Annotated in this window: 15 protein-coding genes; 5 read left to right on the forward strand and 10 right to left on the reverse strand. The window is 72.0% G+C overall.

Annotated features, from left to right (window positions below):
* Positions 1-198 precede the first annotated feature (198 nt).
* Positions 199-1,659, forward strand: a complete 1,461-nt coding sequence (locus DEJ50_RS06185) for a catalase (protein WP_150211945.1) — start codon at positions 199-201, stop codon at positions 1,657-1,659.
* A 483-nt stretch (positions 1,660-2,142) separates the two neighbouring features.
* On the opposite strand, the gene DEJ50_RS06190 is transcribed toward DEJ50_RS06185, so the two are convergent.
* Both DEJ50_RS06190 and gcl read right to left on the reverse strand, forming a co-directional pair.
* Positions 2,143-2,478 (reverse strand): hypothetical protein, encoded by a 336-nt coding sequence (locus DEJ50_RS06190; RefSeq protein ID WP_150206583.1) that lies wholly within the window; start codon positions 2,476-2,478, stop codon positions 2,143-2,145.
* A 621-nt stretch (positions 2,479-3,099) separates the two neighbouring features.
* Complete coding sequence (gene gcl / locus DEJ50_RS06195; RefSeq protein ID WP_150206584.1) at positions 3,100-4,878, reverse strand: glyoxylate carboligase; 1,779 nt, start codon at positions 4,876-4,878, stop codon at positions 3,100-3,102.
* A gap of 364 nt (positions 4,879-5,242) precedes the next feature.
* Here gcl and DEJ50_RS06200 point away from each other — a divergent pair, with 364 nt between their 5' ends.
* Together DEJ50_RS06200 and DEJ50_RS06205 are read left to right on the forward strand one after the other, a co-directional pair.
* Complete coding sequence (locus tag DEJ50_RS06200; RefSeq protein WP_411757580.1) at positions 5,243-5,923, forward strand: hypothetical protein; 681 nt, start codon at positions 5,243-5,245, stop codon at positions 5,921-5,923.
* A 94-nt stretch (positions 5,924-6,017) separates the two neighbouring features.
* Positions 6,018-6,509, forward strand: a complete 492-nt coding sequence (locus tag DEJ50_RS06205) for a glutathione peroxidase (protein ID WP_317852526.1) — start codon at positions 6,018-6,020, stop codon at positions 6,507-6,509.
* 93 nt (positions 6,510-6,602) lie between these two features.
* Here the strand turns inward: DEJ50_RS06205 and DEJ50_RS06210 are convergent, their stop codons facing one another.
* Positions 6,603-7,895 carry an alkaline phosphatase gene (locus tag DEJ50_RS06210; RefSeq protein ID WP_150211948.1) on the reverse strand — a complete coding sequence of 431 codons (1,293 nt, stop codon included), beginning with the start codon at positions 7,893-7,895 and terminating at the stop codon, positions 6,603-6,605.
* Positions 7,896-8,443: 548 nt separating this feature from the next.
* On the opposite strand from DEJ50_RS06210, the gene DEJ50_RS06215 reads away from it, so the two are divergent.
* Positions 8,444-9,115, forward strand: a complete 672-nt coding sequence (locus tag DEJ50_RS06215) for a response regulator transcription factor (protein ID WP_190344312.1) — start codon at positions 8,444-8,446, stop codon at positions 9,113-9,115.
* A gap of 41 nt (positions 9,116-9,156) precedes the next feature.
* On the opposite strand, the gene DEJ50_RS06220 is transcribed toward DEJ50_RS06215, so the two are convergent.
* On the reverse strand, positions 9,157-10,149 hold the full coding sequence (locus tag DEJ50_RS06220; RefSeq protein WP_190344314.1) for an aromatic ring-hydroxylating oxygenase subunit alpha: 993 nt from the start codon (positions 10,147-10,149) through the stop codon (positions 9,157-9,159).
* A 44-nt stretch (positions 10,150-10,193) separates the two neighbouring features.
* Here DEJ50_RS06220 and vph point away from each other — a divergent pair, with 44 nt between their 5' ends.
* Positions 10,194-11,081, forward strand: coding sequence for a viomycin phosphotransferase (gene vph / locus DEJ50_RS06225; RefSeq protein ID WP_263399177.1), 888 nt, complete (start codon positions 10,194-10,196; stop codon positions 11,079-11,081).
* Between the two features lie 20 nt (positions 11,082-11,101).
* Here the strand turns inward: vph and DEJ50_RS06230 are convergent, their stop codons facing one another.
* The 6 genes from DEJ50_RS06230 to DEJ50_RS06255 are packed head-to-tail and all read right to left on the reverse strand — an operon-like array spanning position 11,102 to position 18,065.
* Entirely contained in the window at positions 11,102-12,529 is a 1,428-nt protein-coding gene (locus DEJ50_RS06230) for a KamA family radical SAM protein (protein ID WP_223837621.1), read from the reverse strand.
* Positions 12,526-14,421: a non-ribosomal peptide synthetase gene (locus DEJ50_RS06235; RefSeq protein WP_150206588.1), complete on the reverse strand. Its 1,896-nt coding sequence runs from the start codon at positions 14,419-14,421 to the stop codon at positions 12,526-12,528. The genes DEJ50_RS06230 and DEJ50_RS06235 overlap by 4 nt, the downstream gene beginning before the upstream one ends.
* Positions 14,418-14,609, reverse strand: a complete 192-nt coding sequence (locus DEJ50_RS06240) for an MbtH family protein (protein ID WP_150206589.1) — start codon at positions 14,607-14,609, stop codon at positions 14,418-14,420. Before DEJ50_RS06240 ends, DEJ50_RS06235 begins: the two co-directional genes overlap by 4 nt.
* Positions 14,606-16,003, reverse strand: coding sequence for a condensation domain-containing protein (locus DEJ50_RS06245; RefSeq protein ID WP_150206590.1), 1,398 nt, complete (start codon positions 16,001-16,003; stop codon positions 14,606-14,608). The genes DEJ50_RS06240 and DEJ50_RS06245 overlap by 4 nt, the downstream gene beginning before the upstream one ends.
* A complete protein-coding gene (locus DEJ50_RS06250) occupies positions 15,985-16,962 on the reverse strand; it encodes an ornithine carbamoyltransferase (protein WP_150206591.1) in 978 nt (325 codons plus the stop codon). The genes DEJ50_RS06245 and DEJ50_RS06250 overlap by 19 nt, the downstream gene beginning before the upstream one ends.
* Positions 16,959-18,065, reverse strand: coding sequence for an ornithine cyclodeaminase family protein (locus tag DEJ50_RS06255; RefSeq protein ID WP_150206592.1), 1,107 nt, complete (start codon positions 18,063-18,065; stop codon positions 16,959-16,961). The genes DEJ50_RS06250 and DEJ50_RS06255 overlap by 4 nt, the downstream gene beginning before the upstream one ends.
* Positions 18,066-18,091: the final 26 nt, after the last annotated feature.

Genomic DNA, 18,091 nt, shown 5'->3' on the forward strand with positions numbered 1-18,091 from the left:
TTCCCGAGCGGGACCCGAGTTTCCGGATGGTGCCGGTGCTGACACCTGTCCTGTCGCGCCCAAGCGCCGGCACCGTCCGGATCACCTCTTCTCCATCTTTCTTCAACAAACTGTTGACGCTGCGTTCCAGCCGAAATTAGGCTCATCCGCATGACGGAAGACGCTTTCCGTCAGCAGTTACCCGTACGGAAGGTCACCATGTCGAAGCGCGTGCTTACGACCGAGTCCGGCGCTCCGGTCGCCGACAACCAGAACTCCGCCACCGCCGGCGTCGGTGGCCCGCTCCTGATCCAGGACCAGCAGCTCCTGGAGAAGCTGGCCCGCTTCAACCGCGAGCGCATCCCGGAGCGTGTCGTGCACGCCCGCGGCTCCGCCGCGTACGGCTACTTCGAGGTGACCGACGACGTCACCGCCTACACCTCGGCGAAGTTCCTCAACGAGGTCGGCAAGAAGACCGAGACCTTCCTGCGCTTCTCCACCGTCGCCGACTCCCTCGGCGGTGCGGACGCGGTGCGTGACCCCCGCGGTTTCGCGCTGAAGTTCTACACCGAGGACGGCAACTACGACCTCGTCGGCAACAACACCCCGGTGTTCTTCATCAAGGACCCGATCAAGTTCCCCGACTTCATCCACTCCCAGAAGCGCGACCCCTTCACGGGCAAGCAGGAGGCGGACAACGTCTGGGACTTCTGGGCGCACGCCCCCGAGGCGACGCACCAGATCACCTGGCTGATGGGTGACCGCGGCATCCCGGCGTCGTACCGTCACATGAACGGCTACGGCTCCCACACCTACCAGTGGACCAACGCCCAGGGCGAGGCCTTCTTCGTCAAGTACCACTTCAAGACGAACCAGGGCATCCGCTGCCTGTCGGGCGAGCAGGCCGCCGAGATCGTCGGCTCGGACCCGAACTCGCACCAGACCGACCTGCTGCAGGCCATCGAGCGCGGTGTGAACCCGAGCTGGACCCTCTACGTCCAGATCATGCCGGCCGCCGAGGCCGCGGACTACCGCTTCAACCCGTTCGACCTCACCAAGGTGTGGCCGCACGCCGACTACCCGCTGCAGCGCGTGGGCCGCCTGGTCCTCGACCGCAACCCGGAGAATGTCTTCGCCGAGGTCGAGCAGTCCGCCTTCTCCCCGAACAACTTCGTCCCGGGCATCACCGCCTCGCCGGACAAGATGCTCCAGGGCCGCCTGTTCGCCTACGCGGACGCCCAGCGCTACCGCCTCGGCGTGAACCACACGCTGCTGCCGGTCAACGCCCCCAAGGCGACCACCGCGCAGAACTACGGCCGCGACGGCGCCATGGCGCTGCGCAACGGCTCGCGCCACGACAAGAACTACGAGCCGAACTCGTACCAGGGCCCGGCCGAGACCGGCCTGGCGCTCGGCGCCCCGAAGGCCGTCACCGGCTACACGGGCACCCACGAGGCTCCGGCCCACACCAAGGACGACGACTTCTTCCAGGCCGGCGAGCTGTTCCGGCTGATGTCCGAGGACGAGAAGCAGCGTCTGGTGGCGAACATCGCCGGTGGCCTGTCCCAGGTCTCCCGCGAGGACGTCATCGAGAAGAACCTGGCTCACTTCCACGCCGCCGATGCCGACTACGGCAAGCGCGTCGAGGCTGCCGTCCGCGCCCTGCGCGACGAGCAGTAAGAGCCGCAAGAACGCGCCGGGGGCCTGACGGGAGGTCGGGCCCCGGGTGCCAGCCCGCTGCCGCGGACCCGGATGAGGGGTGGTTCACGGCGGAGGGCAGGACGAGGACCGCGGTGGTGTCGAGCCAGTGCGGTGGTAAAGGCCCAGCGGCCCGTCTCTTGACCTGAGGGAGACGAAGCCAAGGTGTCCTGTCGCCACCACCGCGGTCCCAGCCACTCCGTATATATAGGGGCCACGCACAGAAGCCCCTGTGTACGCACCGGCCGGCTGCGCCGGACTCCGTCCGCCGGGGTCACAGCAGCACCACCTACCCCGCCCGGCGGAGCGAACGTCCTGTCGCGCCAGCCTCGCCCCGTCGGGCGGTAAGACCTCCCCGAACCAGCGCCGAGTCACGGACGGTCCCGTGACTCGGCGCTTTTCTTTGACCGGGTCCCTGTGCCTACAACGTGCCTGTCTGCCTTCGGAGTCCGCCGCACTGCGGAGTCACGTGCGCCGGAGGACCACGTCGAGTGTGAAGAAGGACGAGGACGTCGACGTGGCCTCCCGCACCTCCCGCACCGTTACCAGGCCATAGGTGCCGTCCCCGGCGACCAGACAGAACCGCAGACCGGGAACGATGTCCACGGGCCGCACCTGCAGGATCGTGGCCCCCGGTGCTTCGCAGGTCTCCACGACGGCCGGCTGCGTACGGTCGAGAACCGTGAGGGAGCTGATACCGCGAGGCCGCAGACTGCCGTCGACATCGTGCTGGACGCCCAGGGCGTCGGACCCCCACCCCCTGACCTTCGCCTTGCCGTCCCTGATGTCCAGATCGCTCATGCGGGGGAGTCGTACGGTCGTGGCATCGTGTGGCGCCGTGGCGGGGCCAGGCCCGCTCGGTACCTCGCGCGCCTGTGTGGGAGTGCTCGCAGCGGTGCCGGTGGGCGACGGGGGCCCGGCCTCGGGTGTAGGGCTCACCGCCCCGGAGGAGGACGGCGACCGGCCCGGCCCCCTGTCCGGGTCCGAGCATCCGTCCGCCAAGGCGATGATGGCCACCACCGTGCCCAGCACCCCGGCCCCCGCGGAGATCCAGCCTGCCCGCTCGGCGCTGCTTCGTTGCCTCCGCCGACGGCCCCTGCCCGAGCCGGGGGCGGCCCCCGTCCCCGCGGTGTCGGCGCCGCCGCCCTCCGCCCTCGTGCCCGCCGCTGCCGCGGTCCCGGATTCCGTGCCGCTTGCGGCCCCGTCCGCGCCCCCGCCGCCCCCTGACGTACCGGGTGCCGATGTGTTCGTCATGACCCCCCTGCCACGCTCGCGATGCCTCCGTCAGCGGGCCCCCTACCCCGGGCACCGGGGCACCCACACACGACTGCCCCCGTCCCTCCTGGTGGAGGGACGGGGGCAGTCGGTCGAGCGGTGCCGTGGCCGCACAGCGGCCGGGGCGTCAGGCCTTCGGGGCCTGGATCAGACCTGGAGGGCCTTGATCGCGGTGGGGGCGTGGCCGGGCTCGGTGGCCAGCTCCTCGAACTCGGTGACATCGCTCATGTCGACCGTCTTGCTCATCGCGATGTTGGTGATGCGCTCCAGGATGGCCTCGACGACGACCGGGACCTGGTGCTCGGCGGCCAGCTTCTTGGCCTGCTCGAAGGCCTCGCCCAGCTTCTCCGGGTCGGTGACGCGGATGGCCTTGACGCCCAGGCCCTCGGCGACCTTGACGTGGTCGACGCCGTAGACGCCGATCTCCGGGGTGTTGATGTTCTCGAACTCGAGGTTGACCTCGAAGTTGATGCCCAGGCCGCCCTGCGCCTGGCGGATCAGGCCCAGGTAGGCATTGTTCACCAGGACGTGGACGTAGGGGACCTTGTGCTGGGCGGCGACCGCCAGCTCCTCGATCATGAACTGGAAGTCGTAGTCGCCGGACAGGGCGACGATCGGGGTCTCCGGGTCCGCGGTGGCGGCACCGATGGCGGCCGGAATGGTCCAGCCGAGCGGGCCGGCCTGGCCGCAGTTGATCCAGTGGCGCGGCTTGTAGACGTGCAGGAACTGGGCCGCGGCGATCTGGGAGAGGCCGATGGTGGTGACGTACCGGGTCTCCGGGCCGAAGGCCTTGTTCATCTCCTCGTAGACGCGCTGGGGCTTCATCGGGATGTTCTCGAAGTGCGTACGGCGCTGCAGGGTGGCCTTGCGCTCCTGCGCCGAGGCGGCCCAGGCGGAGAAGTCGGGCAGCTTGCCCTCGGCCTTGAGCTCCTTGGCGATCTCGACGAAGAGCTCCAGCGCGGCCTTGGCGTCGGAGGCGATGCCGAAGTCCGGGGCGAAGATCTTGCCGAGCTGGGTGGGCTCGATGTCCACGTGGACGAACTTGCGGCCCTTGGTGTACGCGTCGAGGTTGTAGCCGGTGTGACGGTTGGCCCAGCGGTTGCCGATGCCGAACACGAAGTCCGACTCCAGGAAGGTCGCGTTGCCGTAGCGGTGGGCGGTCTGGACACCGACCATGCCGGCGGCCAGCTCGTGGTCGTCCGGGATGGTGCCCCAGCCCATCAGGGTGGAGATGACCGGGACGCCGGTCAGCTCGGCGAACTCGACCAGCAGGTCGGTGGCGTCGGCGTTGATGATGCCGCCACCGGCGACGATCAGCGGGCGCTCGGACTCCAGCAGGAACCGGATCGCCTTCTCGGCCTGGGCGCGGGTGGCCTTCGGCTGGTAGACGGGCAGCGGCTCGTAGGTCTCCGGGTCGAACTCGATCTCGGTCAGCTGGACGTCGATCGGCAGGTCGATGAGGACCGGGCCGGGACGGCCGGAGCGCATCAGGTGGAAGGCCTGCTGGAAGACGCCGGGGACCTGCGCGGCCTCCAGGACCGTGGTGGCGGCCTTGGTGACCGGCTTGGCGATCGTGGCGATGTCGACGGCCTGGAAGTCCTCCTTGTGGAGCTTCGAGACCGGGGCCTGACCGGTGATGCACAGGATCGGGATCGAGTCCGCGATCGCGGAGTACAGGCCGGTGATCATGTCGGTGCCGGCCGGGCCGGAGGTACCGATGCAGACGCCGATGTTGCCCGCCTGGGCCCGGGTGTAGCCCTCGGCCATGTGGGACGCGCCCTCGACGTGGCGGGCCAGGGTGTGGGCGATGCCGCCCACGTTCTTGAGCTCGCGGTAGAAGGGGTTGATCGCAGCACCGGGGACACCGAACGCTTGTGCGACACCCTCGCGCTTGAGGATCTCCACTGCAGCGGCGGCGGCTGTCATACGAGGCATCGTGTCTCCCTGCGGGTCAGGCTGTTTCCGTAATCCGGAAGTATTGTTCTGCTATACGGAACAAGCTAAAGGGTCCTCTTCGGAGCCGTCAAGGCGGTAGGGGACCTCGGAAGCCACCAAAAGCCGTGTTTCGTTCCGTGAGTTGCACAAATAGCGGGGAGGGTCGCCGCGATGGTGGCTCGTGGTGGAGCATGGACCTACGCACAGCGACAACCGGCAGGCCGGGCGGCTCCGGCCGGCGCCGGCGAAGGGGGTTCGAGGTCAGATGGCGGAAGCGGTCCCGGTGCGGTGCCCTGCGTGCCTGCGCGAAAACGGCTACACCCCTCCGGTCTTCCCGTGCGCCTGTGGAAGTCCGGTGGTGCCGCCACTGGATCTGACCAGGCCGGCCCTGCCGCTGACCCATCGCACCTGGACGGACAGCTGGGTGCTGGTGCGCTGCGGGAACTGCGGGCGGGAGAGCGAGTGGCCGCACCCGGAGCTGGGCTGCTCGGCGTGCGGGACGGTGGTGCTCGTACCGGTCCATCCGGTGCAGGACGAGACGAAGGCCGACGCCCCGGCCGATGCGCCGGCCGATGCCCCGGCCGGATCGGCGCAGGGCACGGCGACGGGCGCGGCATCCGGTACGGCGTCCGGCACGGCGGCTGCGCGGCCGGCGTTCCGGCCGGTGACCATCCGGACCGCGCGGGACGCGGTGGCCACGGCCGCGCTGTACCTGCGCTGGCTGGGCTTCCGGGACGTACGGCAGCCGGACGCCGCCCGGCCGCTGCCCTCGGCGGCGGTGGACCTGCGGGCACCGGGCCTGGTGGCGCAGGTGGATCCGACGACCGCGCCGGCCGGGCTGGCGGCGGTGGAATGCGTCTGGCTGAACGGCCTGACGGCCTCGGGAGCCAGCGTCTACTTCGCCCTGGCCGGCTACACCCCGGAGGCCAGGTCGCGCGCGGACGAGCTCGGCATACCGCTGTTCGTGATGGACCTGACGGGCATGCCGCAGCCGCTCAACGATCCGGCGGACGCGCTGGTGGGGAAGGGGGCATAGGCGCAGGCCCCCGGCGGGCACCCCCTAAGCTTCGGACGCCCGGATTCCGATCGGGGTGCACCCGCCGACCCGCTTCCTGCCGAGGAGTGACCTCTTGAGCGACCTGTACGACATCCCGCTGACCACCCTGGACGACGAGCCCACCAGCCTGGCGGCGTTCAAGGGGAAGGCGATCCTGCTGGTGAACACGGCTTCGCAGTGCGGGCTCACCCCGCAGTACTCGGGGCTGGCCCGCCTGCAGTTCACGTACGCCGAGCGCGGCTTCACCGTGATCGGCGTACCGTGCGACCAGTTCGGCGGCCAGGAGCCGGGCACCGCGGAGGACATCCAGACCTTCTGCGCGGCCGGCTTCGGGGTGACCTTCCCGCTGCTGGAGAAGTCCGAGGTCAACGGGGAGGGCCGGCACCCGCTGTACCGGGAGCTGGTGCAGACCCCGGACGCGGAGGGCGAGGCCGGTGACATCCGCTGGAACTTCGAGAAGTTCCTGATCTCGCCGACCGGCGAGGTGGTGGGCCGGTTCCGGCCGCGGACCGAGCCGGAGTCCCCCGAGGTGATCGCCGCCATCGAGGCACACCTGCCCTCCTGACCCGGCTGCCCTCCCGATCCGCCCTCCGCATCCGCTCGCCCGGGCACCCGCCCGGGCACCCGCCCGGGCACCCGCCCGGGCACCCGCCCGGGCTCAGCGCAGGCCGAGCGCGGTCCGGAGGGTGGTGAAGAGTTCGGTCTGGTCGGTGGTGCCGAGCACCCGGTGGGCCTGGGGGCCCTGAGCCGCGATGCGGACCTGTACGCCGCTGTGCTCCTGGCCCTCCTCCCCCGCGTGCGTGGCGTAGCTGACCTTCATCAGGGCGCCCTCATCGGTGACCAGGGTCGCGGAGAGCCCGGCCGGCCGGGCCGCCATCGGCACGATCTGGCTGCTGTGCCCGTGGTCGGCGGTGGTGACGACCAGGGTGTCGGGATGCTGTGCGGCGTACTCCCGGGCGACCTTGACGGCCCGGTCGAATGCGGCGGTCTCGCCGATCTGGCCGCAGGGGTCGGCGTCGTGGTTCTGCTTGTCGATGGAGGCGCCCTCGACCTGGAGGAAGAAGCCCTTGCCGCGGCCGTTCTGCCGCGCCTTCGCGTCGAGGAGTTCGATCGCCCTGCGGGTCTGGGCCTCCAGGGTCGGGATCCCGGCGGGCCGCTCCGGATTGGCGGTGACACAGCGCTGTGGCGCGGTGCCGCCGGCGGCGGCGGGTGTGCCGGTCCATTCGACCGGTACGGTCTCCGGCGCGAACAGGCCGAGTACCGGCTGGCCTGGGCGTACGGCGCCGAGCCCCGCGGCGTCCGTCACCACCTGGTAGCCGCGTTCCCGGGCGCGCTGGAGCACGGTGGCGCCCCGCTCGGGGCCCTGGGTGATCGTCTGGTCGAACCGCTGCCTGCCGCCGCCGAGGAGGACGTCGATCCGGCGGGCGACGGTCTGCTCCGCGATGGATCCGGGGCCGCCCTCTGCCCGGGTGTCCCGCGGGCACCGTGCCATGTCGGCCGGGCCCTGGCAGCTGCGGTCGGTGACGTGCGCGGCGATGGCGGCGGGGGTGGCGTCGGTGAGTTCGGCGGTGGTGACGCTGCCGGTGGCCAGGCCGTCGCGCTGGGCGAGTTCCAGGATGGTCGGCAGCGCGCGGTCGGTGTCCGGGGTCTTGGATATCCGGTCGTTGACGGTCTTGTGGCCGGTGGCCCAGGCGGTGGCGCTCGCCGCGGAGTCGGTGACGTAGTCGGGCTTGCCGTCCTTGCCCACGGAGTAGGTGGTGTAGGACCCGGTCATCGGGAGGCGGTCCATATGGAGCCGGCCGCCCGCGCCCACCGTGTAGTTGCGGGCGAGGGTGATCTCGGAGTCCCCCATGCCGTCGCCGACCAGCAGGATCACATTGCGCGCCGTGGCCGTGGCGGCGGCTGCGGAGACGGCGCCGGGTGCACCCCGGCCGGCGGTTCCGGTTGGCATCGCGGCGGACACGGCGACGGCCCCGGCGGCGAGCAGTGCGGCGATGCCGAGGGTCCGCCGGATGTAAGGGTCACTCGGGGCTACCACATATTTCACGAACTAAACCTCCATTGACGTGATATCTACAACTGAATTCGCCGGAGCGGCCCGGGGCTATCCCCTCGGCCGGAAAATCAAACGCAAGTACATTACCCATACAACGACTGTCAAGCTCTCACATCGGCCATACGGAAACAGACACCCCGCAAACCCCTCCGGCCACCCGAAAAACGCCTCCGACCTGGCCTTTCACCCCAGCCGAGCACCCTTCCCCCGGGGGCCGACACGCCGAGGAACGGGAATGCTCAGCCGATTCTCGGTCAACCAAGTCCCGGCAAAGCAGATTTCGGACTTTTGGCCCTAACATTGCTGGTGTTTTCCGGGTCGCCTGCCGGAGGACCGAGATGAACCAAGGGGGAGCCGTGGGACAGATTTCTATGAGCGGGGCCGCTTCGCGGCGGCTGTACGAGTCGGCTGTGGAAGGACCGGGAAACCGAATCCGCATTCTGTTGGCGGAGGAGAGGGACGTATACCGGAACGGGCTGCTCGTACTGCTTTCGCAGATCGCCGACGCCGAAGTGATCGGTATCGCGGTCGACCGCGAGGAACTCGCCCGCCAGTCGGCCCTCCTCAGGCCGGACGTGCTGGTCGCCGGCGCCTCCCTGGTGGTCCCCGACGGATTCCCACCGGTCAGCCGGCTGCCGGGCGGCGACCCCGTGGGCACCCCCGGCTGCGGCCCGGGCGGCAGCATCATGGTGGCCGAGTGCGACACCGACGAACTGCTGCGCGCGGCGCTCGCGGCCGGAGCCCACAGCTACCTCCCGCTCAGCGCCCCGCGCGAGGACTTCGGGGCCGCGCTCCGGGCCGTGGCGGCGGGCGGCGCCTTCCTGCCGGCCGACGTCACCCGCCGCCTCTTCGGAAACTTCCATCTGGTCCCCCGCCGGGCGGACGAGCCGGTGGAACTGCGGCTGCTCAGCAAGCGCGAGCGGCAGGTGCTCCTGCTCATCGGCGGCGGCAGCAACAACCGGGAGATCGCCCGGAACCTCATGCTCAGCGAGGCGACGGTGAAGAGCCACGTCTCGCGCATCCTGGCCAAGCTGAAGCTGCGCGACCGGGTGCACGTCGCCCAACTGGTCTGGCAGCTGGGCCTCGACGCCCCGCACCCCCTCCCGCAGCGCTGAGCAGTGGCGCCGAACGACTCCCCGGGACCCCTCCGCACATGTCACAGCCCCGCCTTGTAGCTCTCCAGCAGCTCCGTGTAGACCCGCCGATAGGTGATGCTGAACTTGTCGGCCGGGGTATGGACCTGGGAGTGCAGATCCAAGGGCGCCTCCACGGGCCGCTGGTTCTCCACGATCGGATGGTCCTCCTCGAAGACCTGCCGCTCATAGCCGAGCACATCGGCCAGCTCCACCCCCTGCCCGGCGGACACCGCGTCCGTGCCGGCCAGCCAGAACTGCCGTACGCGCAGCCCGTCCGCCGACACCGGAGTGGTCACCTGCGCCACCAGCCGGCGCCCGCCGGACGGCGAGGACACACAGATCGACGCGAACATGGGAAGCGTGATGCGGTAGTCCAGACGATGGCTGAACTCCTCGGCGACCTCCTCGGGAATCCCCTCGGAGCCCAGCGAGGAGGACCAGCCGAGCCGCCAGCCGTCCCGCGCGATCCGGTAGGGCTCCACCACCCTGTCCACCTCCCCCATCGTGTCCGCGTGCACGAAGGGGAAATGGGCCTTGTCCCGGAAGTTCTCCGTCAGCTGCCGCATCCCGCAGTTCAGGGTGTACGGCTCGCCCGCCCCGAGCTGCCAGGTCTCGTCCACGTACTCGGGCAGCCGCGGCAGAGGCAGAAAGGGGTCGTCGAGACAGCTCCACACCAGGCCGTAGGCGATCTCGGCGGGACGGGTCCGCAACTCCGCATGGGGTTTGCTCCGGCCGGGCGGGAGAGAGGGAATGCGCGTGCACCGCCCGCTCCCCGCCTCGAACAGCCAGCCGTGGTAAGGACATTCAAGAGCACCCTCGCGCAGTTGACCCAGTCGCAGCGCCACACCGCGGTGCGGGCAGAAGCCGTCCGCGACCGTGACGGAACGCTCGTCCCCGTACACCACGAGTTCCTCACCGAGAATGCTGCCGCCCGCGACCCCGTTCTTGATGTCGGCGACCCGGGCGACCGGGAACCACATGTGCCGCAGCATCTCGTATTCAACCGCGTCCATCGCCATACCCCTGCTTCGCATTGTGAAAGCCCGAGAACCGAGAAGTGGAGAGTTCACCCACCATGGAAATCATTGAGATGCACCGCGATCTGCTGAGCCGACTGCTGCCCGACGACAAGACGGACGAACTCACCGTCCATCAGGGGCAGTTCCATGAAGTCGTGATCGGCTCGGACCGGGTGGTGTGCTTCGCCCGTACCGAGGCCGCCGCCGCGCGGCTGCCCGAGCGGGCGGCCGTCCTGCGCGCCCTCGCCGGCCTCGGCCTCCGCTTCCGCACCCCGCAGCCGCTCGCCGAGGGCGGCGCCGTGGGCACGGACGAGCCGCCGTACCTGGTGCTGAGCCGGATCCCCGGAGCACCGCTGGAGGAGGACGCCCTCGCCGACCCCGAGGTGGCGGAGGCGGTGGCGACGCAGTACGCCGACCTGCTGCACGGGCTCGCCGCCGCGGGCGGCGACGAGAAGGTGCGCGCCGCGCTGCCAGCGGCCCCCGAAGGGGAATGGCAGGAGTTCGCGGCGGGCGTGCGCGCCGAGCTGTACCCGCTGATGAGCGACAGCGGGCGGGAGCGCGCCGAGCGCGAGCTCGCCGCGCTCGACGCCCTTCCGCACCTCACCTCCGCCGTGGTCCACGGCGACCTCGGCGGTGAGAACGTCCTGTGGGAGACCACGGGCGGTCTGCCGCGTCTGAGCGGTGTCGTCGACTGGGACGAGGTCACCCTCGGCGATCCGGCCGAGGACCTGGCCGCCGTCGGGGCCAGCTACGGCGAGGAACTGCTGGCCCGGGTGCTGGCACTCGGCGGCCGGGCCAGCGACGGGGTGAGCGGGCGGATCGCCGCGATCCGCGGGACCTTCGCCCTCCAGCAGGCCTTCTACGCCCGCCGCGACGGTGACGAGGAGGAGCTGGCCGACGGCCTCACCGGCTATCAGGACGCCTGACACCGCACGGTCCCGGGGCGCTAGGCGCATGCCTGGCGCTCCGGTGCCGTGACCTTCTTCTCCCACCAGCGCCACCCGCTCTCGGGCAGCGTGGACAGCGGGTCGTAGAAGGGGTAGCGGCGGGTCAGCACGTCGGGGTCGTCGAGTTCGACCCGGGTGCGGTAGTTCTTCGTCCAGTAGGAGACGCCGCGTTCCCGGTCGTACTCGACGGCCTGGTGCACCCACCTCTTGCCGACGTACGGGACGTCGCAGACGATCCGCGGAGTGGCGTACCCGGGCAGGTATCCCATGATCGCGTGCTGGAGCTCCTGGGCCTGGGCGAGCGAGGTCCGCCAGTGCTCGGCCCCGGGCACCATGTCGCACATGTAGAAGTAGTAGGGAAGGATGCCCGCCTCGTCCTGGAGCGCGAAGCACAGGTCGAGCAGGGCCTCGGCGGTGTCGTTGACGCCCCGCATCAGCACGCCCTGGTTGCGTACGTCGCGCACCCCGGCGTCGAGCAGCGCCCGGGTGGCCTCGGCCACCAGCGGGGTCACCGACGCGGCGTGGTTGGCATGGGTGTGCACGGCCAGGTGGACCCCGCGCCGGGCGGCGGCCGTGGCGACCCGCTCCAGGCCCGCGACCACCTTCGACTGGAGCCAGTGCTGGGGCAGCCCGACCAGGGCCTTGGTGGCCAGCCGGACGTCCCGGACCGAGTCGATCTCCAGCAGCCGCATCAGGAACGACTCCAGCTGCGGCCAGGGCACGTTGGCCACGTCGCCGCCGGAGACCACGACGTCGCGGACGCCGGGGGTGCGGCGCAGATGGTCGAGGATCGCGTCCTGCCGGTCGGTGGGGCGCAGCAGCAGCCGCTGCTTGTCCACCCGGGGGGTGGAGCCGCCGACGAGGTCCATCCGGGTGCAGTGCCCGCAGTACTGCGGGCAGGTGGACACCAGTTCGGCGAGCACCTTCGTGGGATAGCGGCTGGTCAGCCCTTCGACCACCCACATCTCCGCCTCGTGGAGGGAGTCCCGGGAGGACAGCGGGTGGCTGGGCCAGCGCGGATCGCGGTCGGAGCGGACCGGAATCATGTAGCGGCGTATCGGGTCGGCGTAGAAGGCGTCGCCGTACGCCTCGCAGTCGGCGGCGGTCTCGGGGGCCATCGTGTTGAGCAGGTGCGGGGTCACCAGCATGGCCATGGTGGCCATGTGCTCCTGGTCCTCCGCCAGATCGTCGTAGAACTTCTCGGGGAGCCCGTCTCCGACCACCGCCCGCAGCTGGCGGACGTTCTTGACGCAGTGGGCCCGCTGCCACTGGGCGTCGCGCCACTGGGCGGCGGTGACGTCCCGCCAGCCGGGCAGCCTGCGCCAGTCGGGCTCCAGCAGCTCCCGGCGGCGGTACTGGTAGGGCTGGGCGATGGGGGGATCGGTGGGGGTGGAGGTAGGCGTCGGGGTGGGGGTGGGGGTGCTCACTGGGGCTCTCCTAAGCGTCCGGAACCCTCGATGAGCTGGGCCAGCTCCTGGGGGCTCGGGTGGTCGAATACGTCCTGGAAGGTCAGCTCGGCGGCCAGTTCCCGATGGACGAGGGAGATCAGCCGGGTCACGGTCAGCGAGTCACCGCCCCGGTCGAAGAGGGAATCGGCGGGGGCGCACGGGGCACCCAGGCACCGGCCGAAGAGCTCGGCGAGGCGGGCGGGGAGGGGCTGCCCGGCGGTGGGCGCCCCGGCGGACGCCGCCGCCGGGGCGGCCGGTCCGGCGGTGAAGCGGGCCTGCAGGGCTCCCCGGTCGACCTTTCCGGTACGCAGCAGGGGCAGCGTGGACAGAGCGGCGATCCGGTGCGGAAGCAGTGCTCTCGGCAGGCGCTGTGCGCAGTGCTCCGCCACCTCGCCCTCGGTGGCGGGAGCCGTGTCCGAGGGCACGAACACGGCGACCAGCCGCAGGTGTTCAGTGCCCTCCCCCACCGGGAAGACGGCAGCGGACGCGACGCCCGGGCAGGCCGTGATCACCCGCTCCACCTCGGCGGGCTCGACCCGCACCCCGCGCAGTTTGAGCCGGCGGTCGGCGCGGCCCGCATGGGCGAGCGAGCCGTCCGGCAGGACCCGTACCAGATCGCCGGTGCGGTAGAAGCGCCCGGCAGCCGCCCCGCCGGGGGCCGGCCGGAAGGCCTCCGCGGTGAGGGCGGGCCGGCCGGCGTAGCCCCAGGCGAGCCCGGGACCGCCGATCCACAGCTCCTCCGGTTCCCCCGGTCCGGCCGGTTCGCCCGGATCGGATCCCGCGCCGGATCCCGCGCCGGCCAGGACCTGGCGGACGTGGGGCAGCGGCCGGCCGATGGGCACCGGATCCTCGTCCCGCAGCGCCCGCCCGGCCGGTCCGCCGAGCTCCGCCGCGTGGGTGACCATCACGGTCTCGGTCTGGCCGTACGTATTGAGCAGCCGGACCCGGTCCGGAACGCGCTCGGACCAGAGCCGTACCGTGCGCGCCTGGGCCGCCTCGCCGCCGATGACGACCAGCCGCAGGTCCGGCGGCAACTCCTCGGTTCCGGAGGCCAGATGATCCGCCAGTTCGTTCCACATGGCCGTCGGCAGGTCGACCACCGTGATGCGGTGCTCGCGCACCGCCGCGAGCAGGGCGGGTACGGAGCGTGCCTCCACCCGGCCGTCGACGACCAGGGCCGCGCCGCCGAGCAGGGCGGGATAGATCTCCTCGCCGCTGGTGTCCCAGATCAGCGAGGTCCAGTGCAGGACCCGGTCGGCCGGGGTGATGCCGAAGAGCCGGACGAGGGACCCGGCGGCGGCGGTGACGGCCCGGTGCGGCACCAGTACGGCCTTGGGGGTGCCGGTCGAGCCGGAGGTGAGCATGACGTACGCGAGGTCCTCGGGCGAGGGCGACGACGGGGACGGCGACGGGGGTGCTGCGGGGAACGCGGCGGGGATCAGCGGGATGCCGAGGCCGGGCAGGGCGGCGAGGAGCTCGGCCCGGCCCAGGACGGCGGCCGGGGCGGTGGCCGCGACGACGGCGCGCAGCCGCTCGGCGGGGTCCGCCGGGTCGACGGGCACATGGGCGGCGCCCGCGCGCAGCACCGCGAGCAGGCTCACCACGCCCTGCCAGGTGCGGTCGGCGAGCACCAGGACCCGGTGCCCCCTGCCGATGCCGTGGCCGCGCAGGACGTCCGCCAGCCCCCCGGTGAGCCGGTCGAGCTCGTGGTGGCTGAGGGTGCGCTCGGGGGTGATGAGCGCGGGGGCGTTGGGGGTGCGGCGGGCCGTGTCCGCGAGGAGTGCGGGCACGGTGTCCGCGCGGCGGGTGACCACGGTGCCGGATGCGGATGCGGAAGCGGTGCCGGATGCGGATGCGGATGGTGCGGTCATGCGCGGGCGCTCAGCGGACGCAGGTCGGTCCAGACCGCCTCGATGCGGTCCAGGCACTCCTGGCGGGTACCGGTGGTGCCCTCGGCCCGCCAGCCGGGCGGGAGCGCCCGGTCCACGGGCCACAGTGAGTACTGTTCCTCGTCGTTCACCACGACCTGGTGGGCGGTGTCCACAGTGGTTTCGCTCATCGTGCGGGCTCCTCGGGGGAAGAAGGGGTGGGAAGGTCCAGGACCTCGCGCAGCAGGGCGAGGTAGTCGTCCGCGATCCGGCGGGCGGTGGCCGCCTCGAAGAGATCGGTGCTGTACTCCAGGAAGCCGCGGAGCCGGTCGCCGTCCCGGCCGAGCTCCAGTTCCAGGTCGAACTTGCTGCTGCCGGCCGGGATGTCCCAGGGCGTGCAGTGCAGTCCGTCGAGCGCGAGGGCGTCCTCCTCGAAGTCCTGGAAGCTGAACATCACCTGGAAGACGGGGGTACGGGACAGATCGCGGGGCGGCCTCAGCTCGTCCACCACGTGCTCGAAGGGGACATGGCCGTCCTGGTAGGCGTCCAGGGCCCGGCCGCGTACCCGCCGCAGCAGTTCCGGCACGTCCGGCCCGCGGCCCGGCACGTCCGGCCCGCGGCCCGACGGGTCCGGCCCGCCGCCCGACAGGTCCAGGCGCAGCACCACCGTGTTGGTGAACAGCCCGATCAGGGCCTCTTCCTCGGGACCGGCGCGGCCGGAGACGGGGGTGCCGATGCTGAGGTCCGGCCCGGCGCCGCGCCGGTGCAGGAGCATCGCGAACACCGTCAGCAGCAGCATGTAGGGGGTGACCCGGTGGCGGCCGGCGGCCGCCCGCACCGCGGCGGCGACCTCGGCGGGGACGACGACCTCGGCCCGGCCGCCGCGGGTGGTACGGATCGCCGGCCGGGGGCGGTCGGTGGACAGCCGCAGCGGCTCCGCCCCCGCCAGCACGGCCCGCCGGCGCTCCAGCGCCTGCCGGGCGGCGGCGGAACCGGCCCGCGCGGCACGGTCGAGGACGGTGTCGGCGTACTGGAGCGGCAGCGCCGGCAGGGCCTCCCCGGGGCGCTGTCCGTGCAGCACGGCCCGGTACAGCGCGGCCAGTTCCCCGCCCAGCACCTCCAGCGACAGCCCGTCGCAGCAGATGTGGTGCAGCGAGCAGACCAGCAGATGGTCCTCGGGGCCCAGCCGGATGAGCAGGGTGCGCCAGGGGTCCTCGCCGGCCAGGTCGAAGGGGCGCAGGGCGGCGCGGGCCGCGGTCCCGGCGGCGCGCGCCGGGTCCGCGGAGAGGTCCAGCTGCCGCAGCCGGGCCGGGCGGTGCCGCAGCACCGTCTGGAGTGGCTCGCCGTCCGCCCCCTGGCCGATCCGGGTGCGCAGGGTCTCGTGGCGTTCGGCCAGCGCGTTCAGGGCACCCTCCAGGGCGGCGGTGTCCAGCGGCCCGCGCAGCCGGTGCGCGTACGGCAGGACGTACTCGGCGGAGGGGCCGGTGAGCTGGTCGAGGAACCAGAGGCTGTGCTGGGCGGGGGCGAGCGGGGCCACCCGCTCGATGCCGGCCGGGGCCGCCGTCCTCACGTGGTGGCCAGCCATTCCAGTACGGCCATCGCGCCCGCGGCCTTCATCCGCGCCTGCGTCCAGGCCAGCGAGGACTTGCCGTCCAGCACCTCCCCGGAGACCTCCTCGCCCCGGTGGGCGGGCAGATCGTGCAGGAACACCGCGTCGGGCAGGCGGTCCATCAGGTCGGCGCCGACGTGGAAGGGCCGGAAGGCGTCCCGCCAGTGCGGGTCCGGTTTGCTGCTGCCGGTGGTCTGCCAGCGCGAGGTGTAGACGGCGTGGATGTCACCGGATCCGCCGGCGCCCCGGGCCGCCTCGGGTACCCCGGCCATGTCGTGCACTTCGGTGACGGAGCCGTGGTGCCGGGCGGCGGTGGCCGCGGTCTCGGCGAGGACGGCCGGTGGCAGCCCGTAGCCGGCCGGGGAGGCGAACACCGCGTGGCAGCCGGGCTGCCGGGAGAGCACCCGGGCGAGCGCGACGGCCGTGTTGTTGCCCTCGCCGACGTACAGCACGCGGATGCCGTCGAGGCCGCCGAAGTGGTGGATCAGGGTGGCCAGGTCGGCCAGGCCCTGGGTCGGGTGCTCCTCGGCGGACATCGCGTTGACCACGGGGAGTTCGCCGCCGCCGGAGAGCTCGCGCAGCTCCTGCATCGGGCCGGCGGTACGGACGACGAGCAGATCGAGCATCCCGGCGAGCATCCGGCCGGTGTCGGCGGCGGACTCCCCCGTGTTGGTCTGGAGGTCCGCGGGACCGAAGGCCAACGGCGCGCCGCCCAGCCGGATGGCGGCGGTGGTGAAGGCCGTGCGGGTGCGGGTGGAGGTCTTGGTGAAGAGGAGCCCGGTGACCAGCCCTGTCAGCGGGCTGGTGTGGGCGGCCCGGTCGGTGTGGAGCTCGATGGTCCTGCGCACGATGCGCTGGATGCTGTCGTCGTCGAGATCGGCCAGCGAGTACAGGCCGCGGTGGCTGTTGACCGGGCCGTTGATCGGGTTGTTCATCGGTCGGCTCCCAGGAGGTCGAGGCGGGTGCCGAGGCCCTCGGCGGCGGCCCGGGCGTACACCCGGGCCAGCAGGCCGACGTCGAGTACGGCCATTCCGAAGGGGTTGCTGACGACGATCCCGTCGCCGGGGCGTTCGGCGGGCACGGCTCCGGTGAGGACCTCACCGAGGCTGCCCCGGATGACCGTGGCGCCCGGCTGCGCGCCCGCCGGCTTCGTGGCGCCGCCGGGGGCCAGCACCCGGCCCTCCCCCAGCAGCCGGCCCAGCACCCGGCGCGGGTTCTCGCGGATCAGCTCGACGTCGTCGACGTACAGGGCCTGGGCCCGGTCGAACACCTCGGGCAGCAGGTCGTCCAGGGACACATGGGCCACGAACGTGCCGGGCCGCAGATCCTCCGGGGCGAGATAGCCAGTGTCGGTGATGGTGAGGGTGACGACGACGGTGCTCGCCGCCGCAGCCTCGGCGGCCCGGGCGTACGGGGTCACCGTGAAGGGGAGTCCGCGCTGTCCCGCCCAGGCGGCGAACGCAGCCGCGCGCTCCGGCAGCAGGTCGTGGACGTGCAGGGCCCGGACGGCGGGGAAGTACCGGGCCAGCAGCTCGGCATGGGTGCGGGCCTGGGCACCGCAGCCGATGAGGCTCACCGCCTCGAAGTGCTCCGGACCGAGGTGGCGCAGGCTCGACATGGTGTAGGCGCCGGTGCGCAGGGCGGAGAGGTAGGCGGCCTCGGCCAGGACGGCCGGGCGTGCGGTCTCCGGGTCGAAGAGGAAACTGACGCCGCCTGCACGGTCCCGGCCGGCGGCGGGGTTGGAGGTGGCGGCGTTGATCAGCTTCATGCCGTACGCCGTCGGGGCGGCCGGATCGGCGCCGCCGACCGAGCCGAGCATGGCGATGGAACGGCAGTACGCCTCCTGGGAGTTGGTCCACGGCAGGTAGCCCTCGGCGGGCAGTTCGGTGCGGCCTGCGGCATGGGCGCGCAGGACGTCCTCGACGGCCGTCACGGGGTCGATGCCGGCGGCACAGGCGCGCACGGCCGCCCGGTCCAGGAACAGGAGCTGTTCCGTCCCGGCCGAGGGCGCGGTCGCGGGCGCGGTGGTGGTGGTCATGTGGTGCTGGTCCTCTCCGTTGCAGG

This window comes from Streptomyces venezuelae (genome assembly GCF_008642295.1).
Lineage (GTDB): Bacteria > Actinomycetota > Actinomycetes > Streptomycetales > Streptomycetaceae > Streptomyces > Streptomyces venezuelae_C.